Source organism: Escherichia sp. 93.0816, from assembly GCF_013368855.2.
Taxonomy (GTDB): domain Bacteria; phylum Pseudomonadota; class Gammaproteobacteria; order Enterobacterales; family Enterobacteriaceae; genus Escherichia; species Escherichia ruysiae.
This window is the reverse complement of the sequence record NZ_JABWNC020000020.1, coordinates 14,508-38,773: the sequence shown is the minus strand read 5'-3', so window position 1 is coordinate 38,773 and position 24,266 is coordinate 14,508. Positions and strand designations below refer to the sequence as shown.

General features: G+C 51.4%; 28 protein-coding genes. 16 read left to right on the top strand and 12 right to left on the bottom strand.

The window, feature by feature from the left end:
* Positions 1–110 precede the first annotated feature (110 nt).
* The 3 genes from HEM79_RS17730 to HEM79_RS17720 are packed head-to-tail and all read left to right on the top strand — an operon-like array spanning position 111 to position 3,579.
* Positions 111–749, top strand: coding sequence for a YjbF family lipoprotein (locus HEM79_RS17730; protein WP_176241321.1), 639 nt, complete (start codon positions 111–113; stop codon positions 747–749).
* Entirely contained in the window at positions 746–1,483 is a 738-nt protein-coding gene (locus HEM79_RS17725) for a capsule biosynthesis GfcC family protein (RefSeq protein ID WP_176241322.1), read from the top strand. Before HEM79_RS17730 ends, HEM79_RS17725 begins: the two co-directional genes overlap by 4 nt.
* Positions 1,483–3,579 carry a YjbH domain-containing protein gene (locus HEM79_RS17720; protein ID WP_176241323.1) on the top strand — a complete coding sequence of 699 codons (2,097 nt, stop codon included), beginning with the start codon at positions 1,483–1,485 and terminating at the stop codon, positions 3,577–3,579. Before HEM79_RS17725 ends, HEM79_RS17720 begins: the two co-directional genes overlap by 1 nt.
* 46 nt (positions 3,580–3,625) lie before the next feature.
* Here HEM79_RS17720 and HEM79_RS17715 read toward each other — a convergent pair whose 3' ends face one another.
* Positions 3,626–3,904 (bottom strand): hypothetical protein, encoded by a 279-nt coding sequence (locus HEM79_RS17715; protein WP_024212568.1) that lies wholly within the window; start codon positions 3,902–3,904, stop codon positions 3,626–3,628.
* Here HEM79_RS17715 and HEM79_RS22730 point away from each other — a divergent pair, their 5' ends adjacent.
* Positions 3,905–4,033 (top strand): hypothetical protein, encoded by a 129-nt coding sequence (locus tag HEM79_RS22730; RefSeq protein WP_286178618.1) that lies wholly within the window; start codon positions 3,905–3,907, stop codon positions 4,031–4,033.
* Between the two features lie 92 nt (positions 4,034–4,125).
* Positions 4,126–4,536, top strand: a complete 411-nt coding sequence (gene psiE / locus HEM79_RS17710; protein ID WP_000202902.1) for a phosphate-starvation-inducible protein PsiE — start codon at positions 4,126–4,128, stop codon at positions 4,534–4,536.
* Positions 4,537–4,629: 93 nt separating this feature from the next.
* On the opposite strand, the gene malG is transcribed toward psiE, so the two are convergent.
* The 3 genes from malG to malE all read right to left on the bottom strand — a co-directional run bounded on the left by malG (position 4,630) and on the right by malE (position 8,513).
* A complete protein-coding gene (malG, locus tag HEM79_RS17705; RefSeq protein WP_001252052.1) occupies positions 4,630–5,520 on the bottom strand; it encodes a maltose ABC transporter permease MalG in 891 nt (296 codons plus the stop codon).
* 14 nt (positions 5,521–5,534) lie between these two features.
* A complete protein-coding gene (malF, locus tag HEM79_RS17700) occupies positions 5,535–7,079 on the bottom strand; it encodes a maltose ABC transporter permease MalF (protein ID WP_176241324.1) in 1,545 nt (514 codons plus the stop codon).
* A 243-nt stretch (positions 7,080–7,322) separates the two neighbouring features.
* The gene (gene malE / locus HEM79_RS17695) at positions 7,323–8,513 is read right to left on the bottom strand and encodes a maltose/maltodextrin ABC transporter substrate-binding protein MalE (RefSeq protein ID WP_000695404.1); all 1,191 of its coding nucleotides are present in this window, start codon (positions 8,511–8,513) and stop codon (positions 7,323–7,325) included.
* Between the two features lie 364 nt (positions 8,514–8,877).
* On the opposite strand from malE, the gene malK reads away from it, so the two are divergent.
* From malK to ubiA, 5 genes are all read left to right on the top strand, one after another.
* Entirely contained in the window at positions 8,878–9,993 is a 1,116-nt protein-coding gene (gene malK / locus HEM79_RS17690) for a maltose/maltodextrin ABC transporter ATP-binding protein MalK (RefSeq protein ID WP_000179159.1), read from the top strand.
* A gap of 72 nt (positions 9,994–10,065) precedes the next feature.
* A complete protein-coding gene (gene lamB, locus HEM79_RS17685; protein ID WP_000973648.1) occupies positions 10,066–11,406 on the top strand; it encodes a maltoporin LamB in 1,341 nt (446 codons plus the stop codon).
* A 150-nt stretch (positions 11,407–11,556) separates the two neighbouring features.
* Positions 11,557–12,477 (top strand): maltose operon protein MalM, encoded by a 921-nt coding sequence (gene malM, locus HEM79_RS17680; RefSeq protein ID WP_176241325.1) that lies wholly within the window; start codon positions 11,557–11,559, stop codon positions 12,475–12,477.
* A 179-nt stretch (positions 12,478–12,656) separates the two neighbouring features.
* Positions 12,657–13,154 (top strand): chorismate lyase, encoded by a 498-nt coding sequence (ubiC, locus tag HEM79_RS17675; RefSeq protein WP_000019214.1) that lies wholly within the window; start codon positions 12,657–12,659, stop codon positions 13,152–13,154.
* A gap of 12 nt (positions 13,155–13,166) precedes the next feature.
* Positions 13,167–14,039, top strand: a complete 873-nt coding sequence (gene ubiA, locus HEM79_RS17670) for a 4-hydroxybenzoate octaprenyltransferase (protein WP_000455232.1) — start codon at positions 13,167–13,169, stop codon at positions 14,037–14,039.
* A gap of 152 nt (positions 14,040–14,191) precedes the next feature.
* Here ubiA and plsB read toward each other — a convergent pair whose 3' ends face one another.
* Positions 14,192–16,615 carry a glycerol-3-phosphate 1-O-acyltransferase PlsB gene (gene plsB, locus HEM79_RS17665; RefSeq protein WP_176241329.1) on the bottom strand — a complete coding sequence of 808 codons (2,424 nt, stop codon included), beginning with the start codon at positions 16,613–16,615 and terminating at the stop codon, positions 14,192–14,194.
* Between the two features lie 169 nt (positions 16,616–16,784).
* On the opposite strand from plsB, the gene dgkA reads away from it, so the two are divergent.
* The 4 genes from dgkA to HEM79_RS17645 all read left to right on the top strand — a co-directional run bounded on the left by dgkA (position 16,785) and on the right by HEM79_RS17645 (position 19,594).
* Positions 16,785–17,153 (top strand): diacylglycerol kinase, encoded by a 369-nt coding sequence (gene dgkA / locus HEM79_RS17660; protein WP_000002906.1) that lies wholly within the window; start codon positions 16,785–16,787, stop codon positions 17,151–17,153.
* A gap of 109 nt (positions 17,154–17,262) precedes the next feature.
* Positions 17,263–17,871 carry a transcriptional repressor LexA gene (gene lexA / locus HEM79_RS17655; RefSeq protein ID WP_000646078.1) on the top strand — a complete coding sequence of 203 codons (609 nt, stop codon included), beginning with the start codon at positions 17,263–17,265 and terminating at the stop codon, positions 17,869–17,871.
* 72 nt (positions 17,872–17,943) lie between these two features.
* Entirely contained in the window at positions 17,944–19,269 is a 1,326-nt protein-coding gene (dinF, locus tag HEM79_RS17650; protein WP_176241326.1) for an MATE family efflux transporter DinF, read from the top strand.
* Between the two features lie 115 nt (positions 19,270–19,384).
* On the top strand, positions 19,385–19,594 hold the full coding sequence (locus HEM79_RS17645) for a CsbD family protein (RefSeq protein WP_001030603.1): 210 nt from the start codon (positions 19,385–19,387) through the stop codon (positions 19,592–19,594).
* 41 nt (positions 19,595–19,635) lie between these two features.
* Here the strand turns inward: HEM79_RS17645 and zur are convergent, their stop codons facing one another.
* Positions 19,636–20,151, bottom strand: a complete 516-nt coding sequence (zur, locus tag HEM79_RS17640) for a zinc uptake transcriptional repressor Zur (protein WP_000416266.1) — start codon at positions 20,149–20,151, stop codon at positions 19,636–19,638.
* Between the two features lie 521 nt (positions 20,152–20,672).
* Between zur and HEM79_RS17635 the strand changes: the two genes are divergently transcribed.
* Together HEM79_RS17635 and HEM79_RS17630 are read left to right on the top strand one after the other, a co-directional pair.
* A complete protein-coding gene (locus HEM79_RS17635) occupies positions 20,673–21,146 on the top strand; it encodes a Panacea domain-containing protein (protein WP_000287252.1) in 474 nt (157 codons plus the stop codon).
* A gap of 22 nt (positions 21,147–21,168) precedes the next feature.
* A complete protein-coding gene (locus tag HEM79_RS17630; RefSeq protein WP_000019187.1) occupies positions 21,169–21,717 on the top strand; it encodes a hypothetical protein in 549 nt (182 codons plus the stop codon).
* 33 nt (positions 21,718–21,750) lie between these two features.
* Here HEM79_RS17630 and HEM79_RS17625 read toward each other — a convergent pair whose 3' ends face one another.
* The 6 genes from HEM79_RS17625 to HEM79_RS17600 are packed head-to-tail and all read right to left on the bottom strand — an operon-like array spanning position 21,751 to position 24,250.
* Positions 21,751–22,023, bottom strand: coding sequence for a pyocin activator PrtN family protein (locus HEM79_RS17625; RefSeq protein ID WP_001093913.1), 273 nt, complete (start codon positions 22,021–22,023; stop codon positions 21,751–21,753).
* Between the two features lie 36 nt (positions 22,024–22,059).
* The gene (locus tag HEM79_RS17620) at positions 22,060–22,632 is read right to left on the bottom strand and encodes a 3'-5' exonuclease (RefSeq protein ID WP_094308024.1); all 573 of its coding nucleotides are present in this window, start codon (positions 22,630–22,632) and stop codon (positions 22,060–22,062) included.
* Positions 22,632–22,943 carry a hypothetical protein gene (locus HEM79_RS17615; RefSeq protein ID WP_000073886.1) on the bottom strand — a complete coding sequence of 104 codons (312 nt, stop codon included), beginning with the start codon at positions 22,941–22,943 and terminating at the stop codon, positions 22,632–22,634. Before HEM79_RS17615 ends, HEM79_RS17620 begins: the two co-directional genes overlap by 1 nt.
* Positions 22,940–23,179 (bottom strand): hypothetical protein, encoded by a 240-nt coding sequence (locus HEM79_RS17610; protein ID WP_000476212.1) that lies wholly within the window; start codon positions 23,177–23,179, stop codon positions 22,940–22,942. Before HEM79_RS17610 ends, HEM79_RS17615 begins: the two co-directional genes overlap by 4 nt.
* Positions 23,172–23,375: a hypothetical protein gene (locus HEM79_RS17605; protein ID WP_000156999.1), complete on the bottom strand. Its 204-nt coding sequence runs from the start codon at positions 23,373–23,375 to the stop codon at positions 23,172–23,174. Before HEM79_RS17605 ends, HEM79_RS17610 begins: the two co-directional genes overlap by 8 nt.
* Positions 23,372–24,250, bottom strand: coding sequence for a phosphoadenosine phosphosulfate reductase domain-containing protein (locus HEM79_RS17600; RefSeq protein WP_094308025.1), 879 nt, complete (start codon positions 24,248–24,250; stop codon positions 23,372–23,374). Before HEM79_RS17600 ends, HEM79_RS17605 begins: the two co-directional genes overlap by 4 nt.
* Positions 24,251–24,266 lie beyond the last annotated feature (16 nt).

Genomic DNA, 24,266 nt, shown 5'->3' with positions numbered 1-24,266 from the left:
ATGTGACCGGGGTGAACGAGCGCGGTCACCGCATCTGCATCTTGAAGTAGGACGGGGATTAACCATAACCACACTCCGGTGTGGTTATTCTGCCCCTCTGGAGAAGAGTCGTGAAGCGACCTGCACTCATTCTTATCTGCCTGCTATTACAGGCCTGTTCAGCCACGACTAAAGAGCTGGGCAATTCACTGTGGGACAGTCTGTTCGGCACGCCAGGCGTACAGCTGACGGATGATGATATTCAAAATATGCCCTACGCCAGCCAGTACATGCAGCTTAATGGCGGGCCGCAGTTATTTGTGGTGCTGGCCTTCGCTGAAGACGGACAACAAAAATGGGTCACTCAGGATCAGGCCACTCTCGTTACACAACATGGTCGTCTGGTGAAAACTCTGCTCGGCGGCGACAACCTGATTGAAGTGAATAACCTTGCCGCCGACCCGCTGATTAAACCCGCACAAATTGTTGATGGTGCAACCTGGACGCGCACGATGGGCTGGACCGAGTACCAGCAGGTGCGCTATGCCACCGCACGCTCAGTCTTCAAATGGGCTGGCACCGATACCGTCAAAGTCGGCAGCGATGAAACCCCAGTTCGCGTACTGGACGAAGAAGTCTCTACCGACCAGGCGCACTGGCATAACCGCTACTGGATCGACAGCGAAGGGCAAATTCGCCAGTCGGAACAGTATCTCGGCGCGGATTATTTCCCGGTGAAAACCACTCTCATCAAGGCAGCAAGACAATGATTAAACTAACAATTGCAGCGTTGCTTTTGAGCGTGGGAGCGTCATCGGTCTTTGCGGCGGGCACCGTCAAGGTGTTCAGCAATGGCAGCAGTGAGGCCAAAACGCTGACGGGCGCAGAGCATTTAATCGATCTGGTAGGTCAACCACGACTGGCGAATAGCTGGTGGCCTGGTGCGGTGATTAGCGAAGAGCTGGCAACGGCGGCAGCATTGCGGCAGCAGCAGGCGTTGTTGACGCGGCTGGCAGAACTGACTGCAGATTCCAGCGCCGACGATGCCTCAGCGATCAACGCCTTACGCCAGCAAATTCAGGCGTTGAAAGTGACGGGCAGGCAAAAAATCAATCTTGATCCCGATATCGTCCGCGTTGCCGAACGCGGTAACCCGCCGTTGCAGGGTAATTACACGCTGTGGGTGGGTTCCGCGCCGTCAACGGTCACGTTGTTCGGGCTTATCAGTCGTCCTGGCAATCAGCCATTCACTCCAGGTCGCGACGTGGCGAGCTATCTCTCCGGTCAGAACCTGCTTAGCGGTGCAGATCGCAGCTACGCGTGGGTCGTTTATCCGGATGGACGAACGCAAAAAGCGCCGGTGGCTTACTGGAACAAGCGTCACGTAGAGCCGATGCCCGGCAGCATTATTTATGTTGGTCTCGCGGACTCCGCCTGGAGTAAGACGCCCGATGCCCTGAACGCCGACATTCTTCAGACTCTGACGCAGCGGATACCCCAATAATGAAAAAAAGACATCTGCTTAGCTTACTGGCGCTGGGCATTAGCACGGCCTGCTACGGTGAAACGTATCCAGCGCCTATTGGCCCATCGCAATCGGACTTCGGCGGCGTCGGTCTGTTACAAACGCCTACCGCCCGTATGGCGCGGGAAGGGGAGTTGAGTTTGAACTATCGCGATAACGATCAGTACCGTTATTACTCTGCTTCAGTGCAACTCTTCCCGTGGCTGGAAACAACGCTGCGCTACACCGATGTGCGCACCCGGCAGTACAGCAGCGTCGAAGCGTTCTCTGGCGATCAAACGTATAAAGATAAAGCCTTCGATCTCAAACTGCGTTTGTGGGAAGAGAGTTACTGGCTGCCGCAGATAGCGGTTGGTGCGCGGGATATCGGCGGTACGGGGCTGTTTGATGCGGAATATCTGGTCGCCAGCAAAGCCTGGGGGCCGTTCGATTTTACGCTCGGCCTGGGCTGGGGATATCTGGGCACCAGCGGTAACGTGAAAAATCCGCTCTGTTCAGCCAGTGATAAATATTGCTATCGCGATAACAGCTATAAACAGGCGGGATCTATCGACGGCAGCCAGATGTTCCACGGCCCGGCCTCACTGTTTGGCGGTGTGGAATACCAGACTCCCTGGCAGCCGCTGCGCCTGAAACTGGAGTACGAGGGTAATAATTATCAGCAGGATTTTGCCGGGAAGCTGGAACAAAAAAGTAAGTTTAACGTCGGGGCGATTTATCGCGTTACCGATTGGGCCGACGTTAACCTTAGCTATGAACGCGGTAACACCTTTATGTTTGGCGTTACGCTGCGCACCAACTTTAACGATCTACGTCCTTCGTACAACGATAACGCCCGACCGCAATATCAACCGCAGCCACAGGATGCCATTTTGCAGCATTCGGTGGTGGCGAATCAGCTAACACTGTTGAAATATAACGCCGGACTGGCCGATCCGCAGATCCAGGCGAAAGGTGATACGCTGTATGTTACCGGCGAGCAGGTGAAATATCGGGATTCACGCGAAGGGATCATCCGTGCTAATCGGATCGTGATGAACGATCTGCCAGATGGGATCAAAACGATCCGTATCACGGAAAACCGCCTTAACATGCCGCAGGTGACGACGGAAACCGATGTCGCCAGCCTGAAAAACCATCTCGCCGGCGAGCCGCTTGGGCATGAAACGAAGCTGGCGCAAAAACGCGTCGAGCCGGTGGTTCCGCAGTCCACCGAGCAGGGCTGGTATATCGACAAATCGCGCTTTGATTTCCATATCGATCCGGTGCTGAACCAGTCGGTCGGTGGCCCGGAAAACTTTTACATGTACCAACTGGGCGTGATGGGAACGGCGGATTTGTGGCTGACGGACCATCTGCTCACCACCGGCAGCCTGTTTGCTAACCTTGCCAACAATTACGACAAGTTTAACTACACCAATCCACCGCAGGACTCGCACTTACCGCGCGTTCGTACCCATGTGCGCGAGTATGTGCAGAACGATGTCTATGTGAATAACCTGCAAGCCAACTACTTCCAGTATCTGGGCAACGGCTTTTACGGTCAGGTCTACGGCGGTTATCTCGAAACCATGTTTGGCGGCGCGGGGGCAGAGGTGTTGTATCGTCCGCTGGACAGCAACTGGGCGTTTGGTCTGGATGCCAACTACGTTAAACAGCGCGACTGGCGTAGTGCAAAAGATATGATGAAATTCACCGACTACAGCGTGAAAACCGGACATCTGACCGCCTACTGGACGCCATCTTTCGCTCAGGATGTGTTAGTGAAAGCCAGCGTCGGGCAGTATCTGGCAGGCGATAAAGGCGGCACGCTGGAGATCGCTAAACGCTTTGACAGCGGCGTGGTGGTTGGCGGCTATGCCACGATCACCAACGTTTCGAAAGAGGAGTACGGCGAAGGGGACTTCACCAAAGGCGTGTATGTCTCTGTACCGTTGGATCTCTTCTCGTCTGGTCCGACACGCAGCCGTGCGGCAATTGGCTGGACGCCGCTGACGCGTGACGGTGGTCAGCAACTTGGGCGTAAGTTCCAGTTGTATGACATGACCAGCGACCGAAGCGTGAATTTCCGCTAAGTCATGGGAAAGGTGCCAGTTTTCGCAATCTCTGGCACCCTCATTCTTAATGGCCTGTCGAGCCATCAGGAACGCAGTTCACCCCCGGTTTGCGATCTGGTGTGTAAAGGCGAAAACATTCTGTCTTCCTGTCCGTCGATATCGGTTGCAGGTCTGGTTGCCTGAGCGACTGGGCCATCATTGGGCTAGAGACATTGCTTTGCGGTAGGTCGGCTTTATCAGCAGTACCGAGCGGACCAGCATAAGCAGGAAGAACAGAGACTGATAACAACAAAGCAGCAAAATAAGGCTTCATTTTTACCACCTTTATCAGGTTACGTTTCATTTGTTCCAGAGGAACATTGTCGATTTTTCGCGTATTGCTGGTGGCTGGGAATCACCTGAATGGGTGATTTTTGCAGTACAGGCTATGGTGTGGTTTGTCTTGCCGGATGCGGCGGGAGGCGCCATCTAACACCAGGTTGAACAAAACATACACAAAAAATATAGATCCCCGTCACATTTTTGCGTTATACAGGAAGCTCGCCACAGAGTTGGAGGGCTGTTATGACGTCGTTATCTCGTCCGCGCGTGGAGTTTATCTCCACCATTTTGCAGACCGTACTCAATCTTGGCCTGTTGTGCCTCGGCCTGATTTTGGTCGTATTCCTCGGCAAAGAAACGGTGCATCTGGCTGATGTGCTGTTCGCGCCAGAACAAACCAGCAAATATGAGCTGGTGGAAGGGCTGGTGGTTTACTTTCTCTATTTCGAATTTATCGCCCTGATTGTGAAGTACTTCCAGTCCGGTTTTCACTTTCCCTTGCGTTACTTTGTCTATATCGGGATCACCGCCATTGTGCGCTTGATCATCGTCGATCATAAATCACCGCTGGATGTGTTGATCTACTCGGCAGCGATCCTGTTACTGGTGATCACACTATGGCTGTGTAATTCGAAGCGGCTGAAGCGGGAGTAAAAAAAGGCGCTCCAGGGAGCGCCGAATAACAGTCACAAGTTGGGATAACGTAAGTTGAGGGTGCAGCGGCATAACATTGGCAGAACAACATCTTTAACCTTTCACACCACCTGCCGTCAGGCCGTTGACCAGCCAGCGTTGAGCCAGCAAGAAGACGATGGTGATCGGTAATGCAGACATCACGGCAGCGGCGGCAAAATCTCCCCACAGGTAGTTTTGCGGGTTGAGGTATTGCTGCATTCCCACGGCCAGGGTGTAGCTGTTCACGTCACGCAGTAACAACGACGCGACCGGAACTTCAGTAATGGCAGCGATAAACGACAGGATGAACACCACCGCCAGAATCGGTACTGACAGCGGCAGCAGTACGAGGCGGAAGGCCTGCCACGGTGTCGCACCGTCCAGCGCCGCCGCTTCTTCCAGCGAGCCGTCGATCGTTTCGAAATAACCTTTAATCGTCCAGACGTGCAGCGCAATCCCGCCCAGGTAAGCAAAGATAACGCCGCCGTGGGTATTCAGACCGATAAACGGAATGTACTCACCCAGACGGTCAAACAACGCATACAACGCCACCAGTGAGAGTACCGCCGGGAACATCTGGAAAATCAACATTCCTTTCAGCAGCGTCGCTTTGCCTGGGAAGCGCATACGGGCGAAGGCGTAGGCGCAGGTGGTGGAGAGCGCCACGATACCAATCGCGGAAATCCCGGCGACCTTTACCGAGTTCCACAGCCACAGCAGTACCGGGAATGGCGGTGGCGTAATGCGACCATCGGCCTGTTCAACGCTAAAGCCTAACGCCAGTTTCCAGTGATCCCACGAGATTTGTTCCGGGATCAGGCTGCCTGTCGCGAAGTTCCCCTGGCGCAGCGAGATTGCGACGACCATCAGCAGCGGGAACATAATCGCCGCGATAAAAAGTAGCAGTAGCAGGTGAGTAATAAACAAACGTGCTTTTTGTGATTTCGGTTGGACCATTGCCATTTTTGTTATCTCCCTTAATCAAACTTCATTCGCGTGGCTTTCAGGTTCACTATCGCCAGCGCGCCTACCAGCAGGAAGATCAGCGTGGCAATTGCTGCCGCCAGACCGAAGTCCTGACCTCCGCCGCCTTCAAAGGCGATACGGTAGGTGTAGTTAACGAGCAGGTCGGTATAACCGGCTGGCGTGGTGGTGCCAAGGCGATCCGGGCCACCGTTGGTCAACAGTTGGATCAGTACGAAGTTGTTAAAGTTAAAGGCGAAGCTGGCGATCATCAGCGGCGTCAGCGGCTTGATCAGCAGCGGCAGCGTGATTTTAAAGAAGTTCTGGAATGGACCTGCGCCATCCATCGCTGAGGCTTCATACAGATCGTCAGGAATCGCTTTCAGCAAGCCCATGCAGAGGATCATCATGTACGGATAACCCAGCCAGGTGTTGACGATAATCAGCATCGTCCGCGCGGTAGTAGGGTCGCTGAACCAGGCGGGCTTCACGCCAAACAGCGCGCTCAGCATCATGTTGATTTCACCGAAGCTCTGGTTGAACAATCCTTTGAAAATCAAAATGGAAATAAACGATGGCACCGCGTAGGGCAGAATCAGCAGTACGCGGTAGATAGCTTTGCCGCGCAACGCTTCCCATTGCACCAGACAGGCCAGCACCATGCCGACTGCAACCGTTAAAAAGACAGTGATCAGTGAGAACATCACGGTCCAGACGAAAATCGCGAGGAACGGTTTCTGAATGCCTTCGTCGGTGAAGACGCGGGTAAAGTTTTTCCAGCCGGTAGTCACGGTGTAACCGGGGCTGAGTTTGTCGTCGCCCCAGTTGCCATCGGCGGTGATGGACTGGTAAAAGCCGGTCTGGTCATTCGGACGATATTTTACGCCGCTCTGGTTATTGGTCAGCGTACCGTCATCGCCCAATGTGTAGAGCGGTTGTGTGCCAGAGAACTGGCGCAGGGAGCTCATCATCACTTTGTTGTCATCTGGAAGAATGGCGGTAATGTTGCTCAGTGCCTGACGATTTTGGGTAATCACGCGCAGATTTGCGCGCTCGCCTTCAGGTTGTGTGGCGCTTTCTTTCAGTTGCAGCTTTTGCTCGCCGCCAAATTTAAAGGCGTCGGAGAGATAATGCTTACCGGTTTCGCCATCGGTGAGCGCCAGTTGCCACTCATCACCTGCGGGATAAAGCCCAAAGTTATAGGTTTTGCCAGCTTGCCAGGAACGATCTAACAGAACTTCCTGGGCGCGTTCAAAAGTTAGCTGGTTAGTGCTGCTGTAGTTGGTAAAAGCAATGGCGATGGTGCAGACCAGAGGGAAGAGGACGAATAATCCCATTCCTGCCATTCCCGGATAAACATAGCGCCAGGCGTAGGCTTTCCGGTTGGCGAAAATATACAGTCCCGCAGAACTTAAAATCAGCGTGGTAATGGCGAACAGGTACTCCCCTTGTGCGTACATTAAAACAACAAGGTAACCCACCAGCAGGCCAAGCAGACCTAACACTGACCATTTCAGTGCGTCGCTTTGCCACCAATGTTTCTTTTTAATGACATCCATGGGGTTCTTCCTCATTCCTGGACGGATAAATGATTACACCGCATCCGGCAACAACTGCCTGATGTGGCGCTGACGCGTCTTATCAGGCTTACGTACAGTTCGTTTTTCCAGGTCGGATGAAGCATTTACGCCGCTCCGACAACAACCGCCTGATGCGACGCTGACGCGTCTTATCAGGCCTACATATGCTTCGGTTTCGTAGGCCGGATAAGGCGTTCACGCCGCATCCGGCATTTCACAGCATTACTTGGTGATACGACCCTGTGCATCTTTCAGCGCGGCATCAACAGTCTGACGACCGCTGGCGGCGTTGATCACTGCGGTACGCACGGCATACCAGAAGGCGGACATCTGCGGGATGTTCGGCATGATTTCACCGTTCTTGGCGTTATCCATAGTGGCGGCAATGCGTTGATCTTTCGCCAGCTGATCCTGGTAAGACTTCAGCGCCACGGCGCCCAGCGGTTTATCTTTATTTACCGCTTCCAGCCCTTCGTCAGTCAGCAGGTAGTTTTCGAGGAACTCTTTTGCCAGTTCTTTGTTCGGGCTGGCAGCGTTAATGCCTGCACTCAGAACGCCAACGAACGGTTTGGAAGGTTGTCCCTTGAAGGTCGGCAGCAGCGTCACACCGTAGTTCACTTTGCTGGTATCAATGTTGGACCATGCCCACGGACCGTTGATGGTCATCGCCGTTTCACCTTTGTTAAAGGCCGCCTCTGCGATGGAGTAATCAGTATCCGCATTCATGTGTTTGTTTTTAACCAGATCAACCAGGAAGGTCAGACCCGCTTTCGCGCCAGCGTTATCCACACCAACGTCTTTCACATTGTATTTGTCGTTTTCATACTTGAACGCATAACCACCGTCGGCAGCAATCAGCGGCCAGGTGAAGTACGGTTCTTGCAGGTTGAACATCAGCGCGCTCTTACCTTTCGCTTTCAGTTCTTTATCCAGCGCCGGGATTTCTTCCCAGGTTTTTGGCGGGTTCGGCAGCAGGTCTTTGTTATAAATCAGCGATAACGCTTCAACGGCAATCGGATAAGCAATCAGTTTGCCGTTATAACGTACAGCATCCCAGGTAAACGGATACAGCTTGTCCTGTAACGCTTTGTCTGGGGAGATTTCAGCCAACAGGCCAGATTGGGCATAGCCGCCAAAGCGGTCGTGCGCCCAGAAAATAATGTCCGGACCATCGCCAGTGGCCGCAACCTGAGGGAATTTCTCTTCCAGCTTATCTGGATGCTCAACGGTGACTTTAATTCCGGTATCTTTCTCGAATTTCTTACCCACTTCTGCGAGGCCGTTGTAGCCTTTATCGCCGTTGATCCAGATTACCAGTTTACCTTCTTCGATTTTGGCGAGAGCCGAGGCGGAAAACATCATCGTCGTCAAAACAGATAATGCGAGGATGCGTGCACCTGTTTTTATTTTCATAATCTCTGGTCCTTGTTGGTGAAGTGCTTGTGAAAACGCCTGAACGGACTCTAGTTTCTTTATACGGCAACCTCTTTCCATCCTCCTTGCCCCTACGCCCCACCTGCGTTTTATGTGATCTGCATCGCAGAAACGGCAGTATTGCGGTAAGGCGCACACAAAATTGCCGTGTTTTTTGCAAGCAATATCACGAATTTCCTTACTTTCCCTCGGATTACTATGCAGACCCCATCTTCTCATCCTCCCGCCTCCTCCCCCATAAAAAAGCCAGGGGGTGGAGGATTTAAGCCATCTTCCGATGACGCATAGTCACTGCATCATGAATGTTGCTGTCGATGACAGGTTGTAACGAAGGGAGAAGGGCATGGCGAGCGTACAGCTACAAAATGTAACGAAGGCCTGGGGGGATGTGGTGGTATCGAAAGATATCAACCTCGACATCCACGAAGGTGAGTTCGTGGTGTTTGTCGGACCATCTGGCTGCGGTAAATCCACTTTACTGCGCATGATTGCCGGTCTTGAGACGATCACCAGCGGCGACCTGTTCATCGATGAAAAACGAATGAACGACACCCCGCCAGCAGAACGCGGCGTCGGCATGGTGTTCCAGTCCTATGCGCTCTATCCCCATCTGTCTGTGGCAGAAAATATGTCTTTTGGCCTGAAACTGGCAGGCGCGAAGAAAGAGGTTATCAACCAGCGTGTTAACCAGGTGGCGGAAGTGCTGCAACTGGCGCATTTGCTGGATCGCAAACCGAAGGCGCTCTCCGGCGGACAGCGTCAACGTGTGGCGATTGGTCGTACGCTGGTGGCTGAGCCAAGCGTGTTTTTACTCGATGAACCGCTTTCTAACCTTGACGCCGCGCTGCGTGTACAGATGCGTATCGAAATTTCCCGTCTGCATAAACGCCTGGGTCGCACGATGATTTACGTCACCCACGATCAGGTCGAAGCGATGACGTTGGCCGACAAAATCGTGGTGCTGGACGCCGGTCGCGTGGCGCAGGTCGGGAAGCCGCTTGAGTTGTATCACTATCCGGCCGACCGCTTTGTCGCCGGTTTTATCGGTTCACCGAAGATGAACTTTTTGCCGGTGAAAGTAACTGCCGTTGCAATCGATCAAGTCCAGGTTGAGCTGCCGATGCCAAACCTCCAGCAGGTCTGGCTGCCGGTTGAAAGCCATAACGTTCAGGTCGGCGCCAACATGTCGCTGGGCATTCGCCCGGAACATTTACTGCCAAGCGATATCGCCGACGTCATCCTTGAGGGTGAAGTTCAGGTGGTCGAGCAGCTCGGCAACGAAACGCAAATTCATATCCAGATCCCTTCCATTCGTCAAAACCTGGTGTACCGCCAGTCTGACGTGGTGTTGGTAGAAGAAGGTGCCACATTCGCTATCGGCCTGCCGCCAGAGCGTTGCCATCTGTTCCGTGAGGATGGCACTGCATGTCGTCGACTGCATCAGGAGCCGGGCGTTTAAGCACCCCTACAAAAGACACAAAGCCTGTAACAGGCGATGTGAAAAAAGAAAAGCAATGACTCAGGAGATAGAATGATGATTACTCTGCGCAAACTTCCTCTGGCGGTTGCCGTCGCAGCAGGCGTAATGTCTGCTCAGGCAATGGCTGTGGATTTCCACGGTTACGCTCGTTCCGGGATCGGCTGGACAGGGAGCGGCGGTGAACAACAGTGTTTCCAGACCACTGGCGCTCAAAGTAAATACCGTCTTGGCAACGAATGTGAAACTTATGCTGAATTAAAATTGGGTCAGGAAGTGTGGAAAGAGGGCGATAAGAGCTTCTATTTCGACACTAACGTGGCCTATTCCGTAGCACAACAGAATGACTGGGAAGCCACCGATCCGGCCTTCCGTGAAGCGAACGTGCAGGGGAAAAACCTGATTGAATGGCTGCCTGGTGCCACCATTTGGGCCGGTAAGCGTTTCTATCAGCGTCATGACGTTCATATGATCGACTTCTACTACTGGGATATTTCTGGTCCTGGTGCCGGTCTGGAAAACATCGACGTTGGCTTCGGTAAACTTTCTCTGGCAGCAACGCGTTCTTCTGAAGCGGGCGGTTCTTCTTCTTTCGCCAGCAACAATATCTATGACTATACCAACGAGACAGCGAACGACGTCTTCGACGTGCGTTTAGCGCAGATGGAAATCAACCCGGGCGGCACCCTGGAGCTGGGTGTTGACTACGGTCGCGCTAACCTGCGTGATAACTATCGTCTGGTTGATGGCGCATCGAAAGATGGCTGGATGTTCACTGCCGAGCATACCCAGAGCATCCTGAAAGGCTTCAACAAGTTTGTTGTTCAGTACGCTACTGACTCGATGACCTCGCAGGGTAAAGGTCTGTCGCAGGGTTCTGGCGTTGCGTTTGATAACGAAAAATTTGCCTATAATATCAACAATAACGGTCACCTGCTGCGTATCCTCGATCACGGTGCGATCTCCATGGGCGACAACTGGGACATGATGTACGTGGGTATGTACCAGGATATCAACTGGGATAACGACAACGGCACCAAATGGTGGACCGTCGGTATTCGTCCAATGTACAAGTGGACGCCTATCATGAGTACCTTGCTGGAAGTGGGTTACGACAACGTCGAATCCCAGCGTACTGGCGACAAGAACAATCAGTACAAAATCACCCTCGCACAACAATGGCAGGCTGGCGACAGCATCTGGTCACGCCCGGCTATTCGTGTCTTCGCAACCTACGCCAAGTGGGATGAGAAATGGGGTTATGACTACAACGGTAGCTCCTCTTCCAACCCGAACTACGGCAAAGCTGTTCCGGCGAATTTCGAAGGCGGTAGCTTCGGTCGCGGTGATAGCGATGAGTGGACCTTCGGTGCCCAGATGGAAATCTGGTGGTAATAGCAATGTGTAGGCCGGATAAGGTGCTTGCACCGCATCCGGCATAAAACGGGTTGTCATTATCTATAAGGGGCGTAAGCCCCTCTGATTATCGGGTTAAGCGCGCTATTGCCTGGCTACCGCTGAACTCCAGATTTTGAGGTGAAAACAATGAAAATGAATAAAAGTCTCATCGCCCTCTGTTTATCAGCAGGGTTGCTGGCAAGCGCGCCTGGAATCAGCCTTGCCGATGTTAACTACGTGCCGCAAAACACCAGCGATGCGCCAGCCATTCCATCTGCCGCGCTGCAACAATTAACCTGGACGCCAGTCGATCAATCTAAAACCCAGACCACCCAACTGGCGACTGGCGGGCAACAACTGAACGTCCCTGGCATCAGCGGTTCAGTCGCCGCATACAGCGTCCCGGCAAACATTGGCGAGCTGACTCTGACGCTGACCAGTGAAGTGAACAAACAAACCAGCGTATTTGCGCCGAACGTGCTGATTCTTGATCAGAACATGACACCATCGGCCTTTTTCCCCAGCAGTTATTTCACCTACCAGGAACCGGGTGTGATGAGTGCTGATCGTCTGGAAGGCGTTATGCGCCTGACACCGGCGTTGGGGCAGCAAAAACTTTATGTACTGGTCTTTACCACTGAAAAAGATCTCCAGCAGACGACGCAACTGCTCGATCCGGCAAAAGCCTATGCCAAAGGCGTCGGTAACTCGGTGCCGGATATTCCAGACCCGGTTGCTCGTCATACCACTGATGGTCTGCTGAAACTGAAAGTGAAAACCAACTCCAGCTCCAGCGTGTTGGTGGGGCCTCTATTTGGTTCTTCCGCTCCGGCTCCGGTTACGGTAGGCAACACGGCGGCACCAGCCGCAGCCGCACCTGCTCCGGCACCGGCGAAGAAAAGTGAACCTATGCTCAACGACACGGAAAGTTATTTTAATACCGCGATTAAAAACGCTGTCGCGAAAGGTGATGTTGATAAGGCGTTAAAACTGCTTGATGAAGCTGAACGCCTGGGTTCGACATCTGCCCGTTCCACCTTTATCAGCAGTGTAAAAGGCAAGGGGTAATTACGCCCCACAGTGCTGATTTTGCAACAACTGGTGCGTCTTCGGGCGCACCTTTTTTTCTCTCCTTCCTGTGATTGTTGCGTTATTGTTGCGTATTAGATCACTTAATATGCTTTACATCTCCCGTTAACGCTTTTCTGCGATACAATGCCTTTACGTTATGTAACGGAGAGTTCGGCATGTCACACCCCGCGTTAACGCAACTGCGTGCGCTGCGCTATTTTGCAGAGATCCCTGCGCTGGAACCGCAACTGCTCGACTGGTTGTTGCTGGAAGATTCCATGACCAAACGTTTTGAACAGCAGGGAAAAACGGTGAGCGTGACGATGATCCGCGAAGGGTTTGTCGAGCAGAATGAAATCCCCGAAGAATTACCGCTGTTGCCGAAAGAATCCCGTTACTGGTTACGTGAGATTTTGTTATGCGCTGATGGAGAACCCTGGCTCGCCGGGCGTACCGTCGTTCCTGTGTCAACGTTAAGCGGCCCCGAGCTGGCGTTACAAAAATTGGGCAAAACGCCGTTAGGACGCTATCTGTTTACATCATCGACATTAACCCGTGACTTTATTGAGATAGGCCGTGATGCCGGACTTTGGGGGCGACGTTCCCGCCTGCGATTAAGTGGTAAGCCGCTGCTGCTGACCGAACTGTTTTTACCGGCATCACCGTTGTACTAAGAGGAAAAAAATATGGAGTGGAGTCTGACGCAAAATAAGCTGCTGGCGTTTCACCGCTTAATGCGTACGGATAAGCCAATTGGTGCGTTACTGCTGCTCTGGCCAACTTTATGGGCGCTATGGGTGGCGACACCCGGTGTTCCCCAACTCTGGATCCTGGCGGTGTTTGTCGCTGGCGTCTGGCTGATGCGTGCAGCCGGTTGTGTAGTGAATGACTATGCGGACCGTAAGTTTGATGGTCATGTTAAGCGCACGGCAAACCGACCGCTTCCCAGTGGCGCCGTGACGGAGAAAGAGGCGCGCGCGCTGTTTGTCGTGCTGGTGCTAATTTCGTTCTTACTGGTGCTGACGCTGAATACGATGACTATTCTGTTGTCGATTGCCGCGCTGGTGCTGGCGTGGGTTTACCCGTTTATGAAGCGTTACACCCATCTACCGCAAGTAGTGCTGGGGGCGGCGTTTGGTTGGTCGATTCCAATGGCTTTTGCCGCTGTGAGTGAATCGGTGCCGTTAAGCTGCTGGTTAATGTTCCTCGCCAATATTCTGTGGGCGGTGGCTTACGACACGCAGTATGCGATGGTTGACCGTGACGACGACGTGAAGATTGGCATTAAATCCACTGCGATTCTGTTTGGTCAATACGATAAATTGATTATTGGCATTTTGCAGGTTGGCGTACTGGTACTGATGGCGATTATTGGTGAGTTAAATGGATTAGGCTGGGGATATTACTGGTCAATTCTGGTCGCGGGCGCGCTGTTTGTTTATCAACAAAAACTGATTGCCAATCGCGAGCGTGAAGCCTGTTTTAAAGCGTTTATGAATAATAACTATGTTGGCCTGGTACTGTTTTTAGGGCTGGCAATGAGTTACTGGCATTTCTGATGATGTAAAAAAGCCGGATGGTCATGGTCATCCGGCTTTTTTTCTGGGAAAAGCTGCCTGATGCGCTGCGCTTATCAGGCCTCCATAACACATCGCAATTTATTGAATTTGCAGGTCATGGTAGGCCGGATACATCCGGCAACGCTCACCAGTTACCCTTCGCCCTGCGTCGCACTCTCAATCGTTAAGCGCACATCGGACGTAATCAACTCCGCCAGCAACTGATAAACCTTCATCGTTTCTGCTGGTTCGGCGTCGCCGCTGTCGCTGATATACCCTTCATCACGCAGCGTCAGCACCAGAGAACTAAACACCGCTTTGTCGAAGAACTCCGGCGCGTTGATGCCGTGCAGCACGGAAAGACGTTGTGCCACAGTGCGGCTCTCTTTCTCCAGCGTACCGCGATTGATCGACGGGTTGGCGCTCAACAGCCAGAAGGTAATCGCATAACGTTGCAGCGTTTCGCGCGCACCTGCGGCAAGCAACTGAAGCGTGCGGGAGTGCGCCGGATTGATATGCAACTCATCATCTTGCAGCGTAATCAGCCCCTGGCGTTGCATCTCATTCGCCAGCGCATCAATAACGCCCGGCAACTCGTCACGCTCCCAGCGCAGGAACAGCTCCGCTTTTAGCATTGGGTAAAGCACATTGACGTGCTCCATCAATACTTCGCGGGAGATGTGCCGATGCTGCGTCACAATTGCTGCCATCAGCGAAGGCAGAACCAACATATGCGCAATGTTGTTGCGATAGTAGGTCATCAGCACCGCTTGCTCACGCGGCAGAATGATAATGTCGCCGATGGTGTCTTTCTCGACTTCAAACTTGTTCATTTGCAGCGCGTGATCAATCAGCTCACCGGCGCTGGCTGAAGGAACGGTAGAGTCCGTGGAGTAAGGCACGTTGCGCATCAAATCGAGATAACAATTAAGCTGCTCAGTCAATTGCTCGCGAGTGAGTGAACGCTGACGTGACGCCAGCAGCGCAGTACAGCACAGGTTCATGGCGTTAGCCGCGCCTGCGTTGTTAATGCGCACCATCAGATCGGCAGCAATGTTATTGACCGTCGGCGTTAACCAGGCCGGGCGTACAGCTTCGATAGGGTCAATAGATTCACGCCAGTCTGGCACGTGCTGGTTGAGATAGGTCATCAACGGCATCGGTTCACCGAAGTTGACATACCCCTGACCGAGATTACGCAGCTTGCTTAAACCGCGCAGCATCTGCGGCAGGCTCTCTTTCTCTTTCGTCGCGCCGCGCAGTTCTTTGGCGTAAGTACCCACTTCCATGACGTGCTCATAACCGATGTAGATCGGAATCAACGTAATCGGACGTGTACCGCCACGCAGCATCGCCTGAATGGTCATCGACAGCGTGCCGGTTTTCGGATCAAGCAAACGCCCTGTACGCGAACGACCGCCTTCCACAAAGTACTCAACGGAATAACCACGGCTGAACAGTTCGCCGAGATATTCACGGAAGACAGTAGAGTAGAGTTTATTGCCTTTAAAAGTACGGCGAATAAAGAACGCACCCAGACGGCGGAAAATCGGCCCGGCAGGCCAGAAGTTCAGGTTGATCCCGGCAGCGATATGCGGCGGCACCAGCCCCTGGTGATACAGCACGTAAGAGAGCAGCAGGTAGTCCATGTGGCTACGGTGGCATGGCACATACACCAGCTCATGACCGTCGTGAGCCAGCTGGCGAACGCGTTCGGCATTATGGACGTTGATGCCCTGATAGAGCCGGTTCCAGGTGAAGCCCAGAATACGGTCAGTCAGGCGGATCATCTCGTAAGAGAAATTCGCCGCAATCTCTTCCATCAGCGCAATCGCGTTCTGCTGCGCTTTTTCATGGGAGATTTTTTTGCTGCGTGCTTCATCTTCTACCGCTTTGGCAATTGCACGCGAGGCGAGTAGCTTATTGAACAAATCCTGACGAGCAGGCAAGCGTGGACCCACGGCAGCAAGACGCTGACGGGCAAAGTGCATACGCGCCACACGCGCCAGTTTCTGGGCGATAGTTTTATCTGTGCCGTGTTCATCAGCCATGCGGCGTAGCGAAACTGACGGCGAGAAACGCACAAAGCTATCGCGACCAAGCCACAGTACGGCGAAAAATTTCTGTACGCCGTTGAGCATACGTAGTGGCGGGTTTACTTCGCCTTTTTCACGTCCTGGCGCACGACCAAACATCACCGATACCGGCACCATCTGCACATCCAGATTTGGGTTGCTACGGTGCAGATCGAGATAGTCGTGGAACAGCTTGATAGACTCTTCTTTCGGCGTGTAATAGGTGAAAACACGCGGCCCGCCATGAATAAACACATAGCGCGGCAGTAGCGTGCCGTCTACCTCCAGCGGCTCTAATGGATCAGGCAGGTCATGCGCCAGGCACTGGGCGCGCAACGTCAGCAAATCCGCTTTTGAGTTGTACGGTAAAACGTACATAATTGGGCGAGAGGTATCGAGCCCCAGTTCCGGGGCAGGAGCTGCCGGAATAGACTTGCTTTTTACCAGGATGCTTAATGGTAAATTCAGTAATTTGTAGTAAATTCGTGGCCAGCCGGACATAAACGATGTAAAGCCTCTGGTTAATAATGCAAATGCGCGGGAAGGATAGCAGAAAGTCATGGGAAATTCTGTGGTATCCGCTCATGTTTCGCGCGGCGCTACGCTACCGGAATCATCGGATTCAACGGTACACTGATATTGACGCTCATAATGTAAAAAGGTTCTTTCAATGGCCAATAATACCACTGGATTCACTCGAATTATCAAAGCCGCTGGCTATTCCTGGAAAGGTTTACGCGCTGCATGGATCAACGAAGCGGCATTCCGTCAGGAAGGCGTGGCGGTATTGTTGGCGGTGGTCATCGCTTGCTGGCTGGATGTGGACGCGATTACCCGCGTACTGCTTATTAGCTCCGTTATGTTGGTGATGATTGTGGAAATTCTCAATAGCGCCATCGAAGCGGTGGTTGATCGTATTGGCTCTGAATACCACGAGCTTTCCGGGCGGGCAAAAGATATGGGGTCCGCAGCGGTGCTGATCGCGATTATCGTCGCTGTGGCAACCTGGGTCATTCTGTTATGGTCACATTTTGGATAACCCTTCCAGAATTCGATAAATCTCTGGTTTATTGTGTAGTTTATGGTTCCAAAATCGCCTTTTGCTGTATATACTCACAGCATAACTGTATATACACCCAGGGGGCGGAATGAAAGCGTTAACGGCCAGGCAACAAGAGGTGTTTGATCTCATTCGTGATCACATCAGCCAGACAGGTATGCCGCCGACGCGTGCGGAAATCGCGCAGCGTTTGGGGTTCCGTTCCCCAAACGCGGCTGAAGAACATCTGAAGGCGCTGGCACGCAAAGGCGTAATTGAAATTGTTTCCGGCGCATCACGCGGGATTCGTCTGTTGCAGGAAGAGGAAGAAGGGTTGCCGCTGGTAGGTCGTGTGGCTGCCGGTGAACCGCTTCTGGCGCAGCAGCATATTGAAGGTCATTATCAGGTCGATCCTTCCTTGTTCAAGCCGAATGCTGATTTCCTGCTGCGCGTTAGCGGGATGTCGATGAAAGATATCGGCATTATGGATGGCGACTTGCTGGCAGTGCATAAAACTCAGGATGTACGTAACGGTCAGGTCGTTGTCGCACGTATTGATGACGAAGTTACCGTTAAGCGACTGAAAAAACAGGGCAATAAAGTCGAACTGTTGCCAGAAAATAGCGAGTTTAAACCAATTGTCGTTGACCTTCGTCAGCAGAGCTTCACCATTGAAGGGCTGGCGGTTGGAGTTATTCGCAACGGCGACTGGCTGTAACATATCTCTGAGACCGCGATGCCGCCAGGCGTCGCGGTTTGTTTTTCATCTCTCTTCATCAGGCTTGTCTGCATGGCATTCCTCACTTCATCTGATAAAGCACTCTGGCATCTCGCCTTACCCATGATTTTCTCCAATATCACCGTTCCGTTGCTGGGACTGGTCGATACGGCGGTAATCGGTCATCTTGATAGCCCGGTTTATTTGGGCGGCGTGGCGGTTGGTGCAACGGCGACCAGCTTTCTCTTTATGCTGTTGCTGTTTTTGCGCATGAGCACTACCGGGCTGACTGCGCAGGCTTATGGTGCCAAAAATCCTCAGGCATTAGCCTGTGCGCTGGTGCAACCGTTGCTGTTGGCGTTGGGGGCTGGGGCGTTAATTGCGCTGCTGCGTACACCGATTATCGATCTGGCGCTGCATATTGTTGGCGGTAGTGAAGCAGTCCTGGAACAGGCGCGGCGCTTTCTTGAAATCCGCTGGTTAAGCGCACCTGCGTCGCTGGCGAATCTGGTATTACTCGGTTGGTTACTCGGCGTGCAATATGCCCGTGCGCCAGTAATTTTGTTAGTGGTCGGCAATATCCTCAACATTGTGCTGGATGTCTGGCTGGTGATGGGGCTGCATATGAACGTGCAGGGCGCGGCGCTGGCGACGGTTATTGCGGAATATGCAACATTGCTGATTGGTCTGCTAATGGTGCGTAAAATCCTCAAACTACGCGGAATTTCCGGCGAAATGCTGAAAACAGCCTGGCGAGGGAACTTCCGTCGCTTGCTGGCGCTTAACCGCGACATCATGCTGCGCTCACTGCTGCTGCAACTCTGTTTTGGTGCGATAACGGTACTTGGCGCGCGACTGGGGAGTGACATTATCGCCGTTAACGCGGTTCTGATGACGCTACTCACCTTTACCGCCTATGCGCTGGATGGTTTTGCCTACGCGGTTGAAGCGCATTCAGGTCAGGCATACGGTGCGCGCGACGGGAGCCAGTTACTGGATGTCTGGCGCGCAGCGTGCCGCCAGTCGGGGATCGTAGCGTTGCTGTTTTCTGTGAGTTATTTGCTGGCAGGGGAACACATCATTGCGTTGCTGACGTCATTAACCCAGATTCAGCAGCTGGCCGATCGCTATCTTATCTGGCAGGTCATTTTACCGCTGGTCGGTGTCTGGTGTTATCTGCTGGACGGCATGTTTATAGGTGCAACGCGCGCCGCCGAAATGCGAAACAGTATGGCGGTGGCAGCAGCAGGGTTTGCTCTTACGCTCCTCACGTTGCCGTGGTTGGGTAATCATGGTTTGTGGCTGGCGTTAACCGTCTTTCTGGCGCTGCGCGGGCTTTCTCTGGCGGCTATCTGGCGTCGTCACTGGCGCAACGGAACCTGGTTTGCCGGAACGTGACGGTTAAATATTCTGAATAAATAATCCTAAGCCAAATTCCTGACTACACTTAATCCCACGTTCAGAAGAAAAGCGAGCGTACTCTCATTCACCACCTAACGATGAGGACTTGAATATGAATAAAGACGAAGTCGGCGGTAACTGGAAACAGTTCAAAGGTAAAGTGAAAGAGCAATGGGGCAAACTGACCGATGATGATATGACGGTCATTGAAGGTAAACGTGATCAGTTAGTGGGTAAAATCCAGGAACGTTACGGTTACCAGAAAGATCAGGCAGAGAAAGAGGTCGTGGACTGGGAAACCCGCAATGAATACCGCTGGTAATTAATCCCTCCTGCCCGACGTGTACAAGGATGTACGCCCTCTTAACGAGGTTTCTTTTTCACCTGAATAGAGTGGTCATGATGGCACTGTTCAGGATGACGACACGCTTCTACTTCTACACATGCTGAACATAATCCATGTGCTTCAATCACATTATGCCGCAGGGCAAAACCCATTTTTGCCGCCAGCGTATGCATGATGTCCTCCACACCTTCCGCACATTCTTCTTTCACTGCGCCGCAGCGATCGCAAATAAACATAGCTGAAGTATGTGTTGGTTGATCGAACAGGTGACAGAGCACATAGCTGTTGGTGGATTCCACCTTATGCACAAAACCTTGCTCAAGTAGAAAATCCAGCGCGCGATAAACCGTTGGCGGCTTGGCCTGCGGCTCTGCTTCACGCAGTAAATCAAGCAGATCGTAGGCGCTGATTGCCCCTTCCTGCAGACTCATCAGGCGCAACACTTCAAGGCGCTGCGGGGTCAGGCGCACATTACGCTGCGCACAGAGTTTTTCAGCCTGCGCTAATAACTCCTGCGTTGTGGTCTTTTCCATTGGGCACCTCAAAGTGGGGTTAAGAATGTCCTTACTTTACCATAGTTCTCATTTAAACGCCGAGAACAGGGCGTCATAGCTGCCGCATTGCCTGATCGCATATTCGTTATGCTATAGTAGCGCCCCCAATTCACCAGGTGCTTAAAAAAACGCCATGTCAGCAGAATCACAAACCGCTTATCCCGCATACCGTTTCTCCATTGCCCCGATGCTCGATAGGATGTATCGTTTTTGAAAAACAATTGGTTATGTGTTTTGTGGGAGCCTATTGGGAACCTATCAAAAGATTTTTTGTCATAGCAGTGTGAGATGCAAAACACTGTGATGGTCGCTTTGTTGACATCGCAACTTCTGCAGGTATAATTCGCCACCAATTTGTAACCTGTGTATATGTACAGTTCTTTGCTGGTTATAAACACAGTGAATTGCTCTTGCAATCTTCCAAAATTTTTTTGTTCGTGCTAGGTTGAGATAACAGTGATGATACTGTTTGCACATTCAGTGTAATGAGGAGGGTGGTTATGTACAGCCCGGTACAAATAGCCAATAAATTCATAACGTTGGGAAACCAACATCATAATCCTCTGACCCACATGCAACTGCAGAAGCTTACTTATATTGCACATGGTTACTATTTAGCATTAACAGGTAAGCCTTTGCTCAATGAATGTGTCTCCGCGTGGAAGTACGGTCCAGTTATTCCTGGAATGTACGATGCTTTCAAAGATTATGGGAATAAACCTGTTACGAATGTAGCAGTAGCTCCTTTTGGTGGCATTGTTACTATGGATCCACAAGCAGAGAGCATTATAGGGGCTGTTTATAAATTTTACGGCTCGAAAAATGGAATTGAGTTATCAACTCTAACTCATATGCCTGGTACGCCTTGGTCACAAGCTTATAATGGTATTGGCTCGTCAATCATCTCAAATGATGCGATCAAGGCTTATTATCATGATTTATTGAATAACCGACAGCAATGTCAGGGCCTCTGAAAAAGTAATATTCAGGGATGACATGTCTCACAATTCAGATATCTATAAACTTATCGGAGCGGCCGCAGGTGTTGAAAATGGTCGCTCTGAAGCATCCTTAAACTCTACTGACAGTCAAGAACAGATTTTTAAATCTGCATTTGAGCCGTCTAATCATGAGAGCGACGATGATTCTTCTTCAGAAAATAAAGCTATTCTGGAGGCAGAAGAGTTTGGTTCTAATACTGGTGCATTGCATGAGTTTATGCAGCAGAACAGAATGGACAGTCTTCAAGCTCAGCTTGATATGCTCAAATCACAAGTACGGGATAAGATAGCTGACGCAACTGGTAAAGAAATAGACAATGAGCTTCGGACAAAAATGGCCTCATTCACGGTTTGGTTTATGTCGTGTTGGTGCTTATTCGTTGTCGCAATGTTTACATCGTTTCTTATTGCACATGAAGGAAAGCCTCCAGTTGAAGCGATCGTTGCATTACTAGGTACAAGTACAATTAGTATTGTTGGTTTGGTTGGTTTCGTTGTTAGTGGATTGTTCAAATCAAGAAAAGATAGTGATAAAGAAAAATAACCCGTACATATACGGGTTATCCATAGTTTTAGTTTAGTTATATTTTTGTTTTTCCGTTCTGACTTTTTCCCACTCAGCTCGCCCTTCTTCCCGTCTTTTGTCAATATATTCCGCAAGATCCTGAATGTTGATGCAGCGTTTTGCTTTTTGTGATGTGCCGATGCGATATGTTGGAACGGGCAACTTACAAGCGTTTGCTTTTGCTTCTGCCGTGGCTGGACTCATGCCAAAGTACTTTTGGCTAACTGCTGAGAGTTCAATGTTAGGGGTATTGAATTCAGCCATCAGTAAAAACAAGGTGTTCATAATTTTCTCCATCAAAACCGGCTGCACCCGGGAAAATCATAATTCTGTGCTGGTGGCAGAAATTAATTTCTGCCAGATAGCGGAAACATATTTTGCCTGATGACGGGCATCGGCCAGGGCGTTGTGCCGTTCGCCATCGAAAGGCATGTCCATTTTGGGGTCGAATCCGATGGAACGCCCAAGCGTAACGATCGTGCGTACATCGTGGTCATTCCAGTATGCCCACGGGCAGATTTGTCCTGCTCGCTCATAAGCTCCACGTAAAATTACGTTGTCGAAGGTGGCCCCGTTACCCCAGACTTTTAAATATTTTGTATTGTCTGCATGCTGATTAATGAAATGGCTCAGTTCAGAGAGTGCATCGCTGATCGACAAAGTATCATCAATACAGATTGCAGCTCGTGCTTCAGGGCTCTGTTTCAACCACCACAGGATGGTATCGCCGTCAGGTGTGGCCCCTTGCTCCATAGCACTTTCCAGGCTGACAACCGTATAGAATTCTTGTCCGATGTCTCCGGTTTCTGGGGTGAAGAACACCGCGCCAATGGAAACGATTGGAGCATCCTTATTTTTCCCCATCGTCTCAAGGTCGATCATTAAGTTGTTCATTACTTCACCTCCTGCGTTTCTTTGCTGCTGTGAATTCGCCAGTTACCGACGCCTTCCCATTCAAACTGGCGGTTACTAATTCGCGTCCAGCCCCTGCCGAAAAGCAAATCCAGATACCAGTATTTTAAAGTTCTGATAATTGCTCTTACAGTTGGTTTGCATCCAGAAGTCTTTGATGCGCAAATAAAGCACCGAGTTATGCTCATGGCCTCTACAAAAGGCCAGATAAACCAAACCCAGATGCAAAGAGCCACGAACAACATGAGCGCAATGTTAGCCACTAAGCCAGACCAGTACAGATAATTGCTCACTGGTTGCCTCCTTTACGGATCTGCGCTGCGATGCGCGAAAAAAAAGACTCCCGCGTATGACTGTTAAGAGCTGGCGCGAACGCCGCGTTAAGAACGGCAGCATCACAGCCGTCATCGATATAGAGCGCAATTTTTTTCTCCAAGCGCGCTTTGGCTTCCTGCAACTGCATACCCCGGCACGCACGCGGGATATACTCAGCAATTTGAGCGATAGATTTTTCGTTCTGTTTAAACATGCTTCACCTCGATAGGCTTGATGGTGTCGATCAGTAGTCGGCGGCGCGTATTTTCTGCAAAGTGGCGGCGTCCGGTTTCTTTGTGGTAAAACTCGTTTTTGCCGACGACCCACATCCGCTCTGTCTGGTGAAGTTTTTTTACCTGCGGGCCGTCTTTGGTGATCACAATGCCGGTATGGGTTTTTACGATTGTCATGCCACCACCTCTTCGAATTTCAATTCCAATTGATCACCCCAGATTTCACATGACTCTGAACACGAGCCGGTATCGAATCGCCTGGCTTGCACCATCGCCTGATACAAATTTCTGTAGTCGCTGTCGGCATACATTCTGGCAATCCCGTCAAGGCTCAGATGACCACGGTACATAACGTCTTTATTTGTCTTTCGGTGACCATCCCGGACGTGTTTACCTGTAACCAGCTCATTAAAAACTCGCATCAGACCAGGTTCGTCTTTACATGCAAGCCCCAGCTTTTGCGTGGACTTTTTGATGCAGAAAACACAGTTCCCGAGGTGCTCCGGGATTTGCAAATCAAAAGGTTGTTTATGCCACCACCGGATAACATCCGACTTATCAAAATCAGATAGCTCGGCAAGATACCGGACGCCCGATTTCGGTTTCAGCCTATGAGGTTCGTCTGCACGAATACCCAGCCATGTGATGTAATTCCCTCGTCCGAAATGGTCATCGCAGTATTTTGTGAAGGGGGTGAGTTTTAATCTGTCAGTGCAGAACGCGCCGCCGATGTATGGCGTGCCATATTTTTTTACCATGTCCATAAACGGTTTAAGCACCGGCATTCGTGTCTGAATATCCTTTGGTTCCCATTCCGTATAACCATTTGGCTGCCCAAGCTCTGGATTTATATCGACCTGCAACACAGTTAGCGGTATGCCCCAGAACTTCACAACCTCCCGAATAAAGCGGTATGTCAGCGGATGTTCGCAACCGGTATCCATAAAGATGTAGCAGACGTTATTGTCAGCCTTTCTTTGTTCTTCCATCAGGTGAACAAGATATGCAGATGTTCTCCCGCCAGAAAAACTAACTACATGAGTTATACACATTTGCGTAATTCCGATA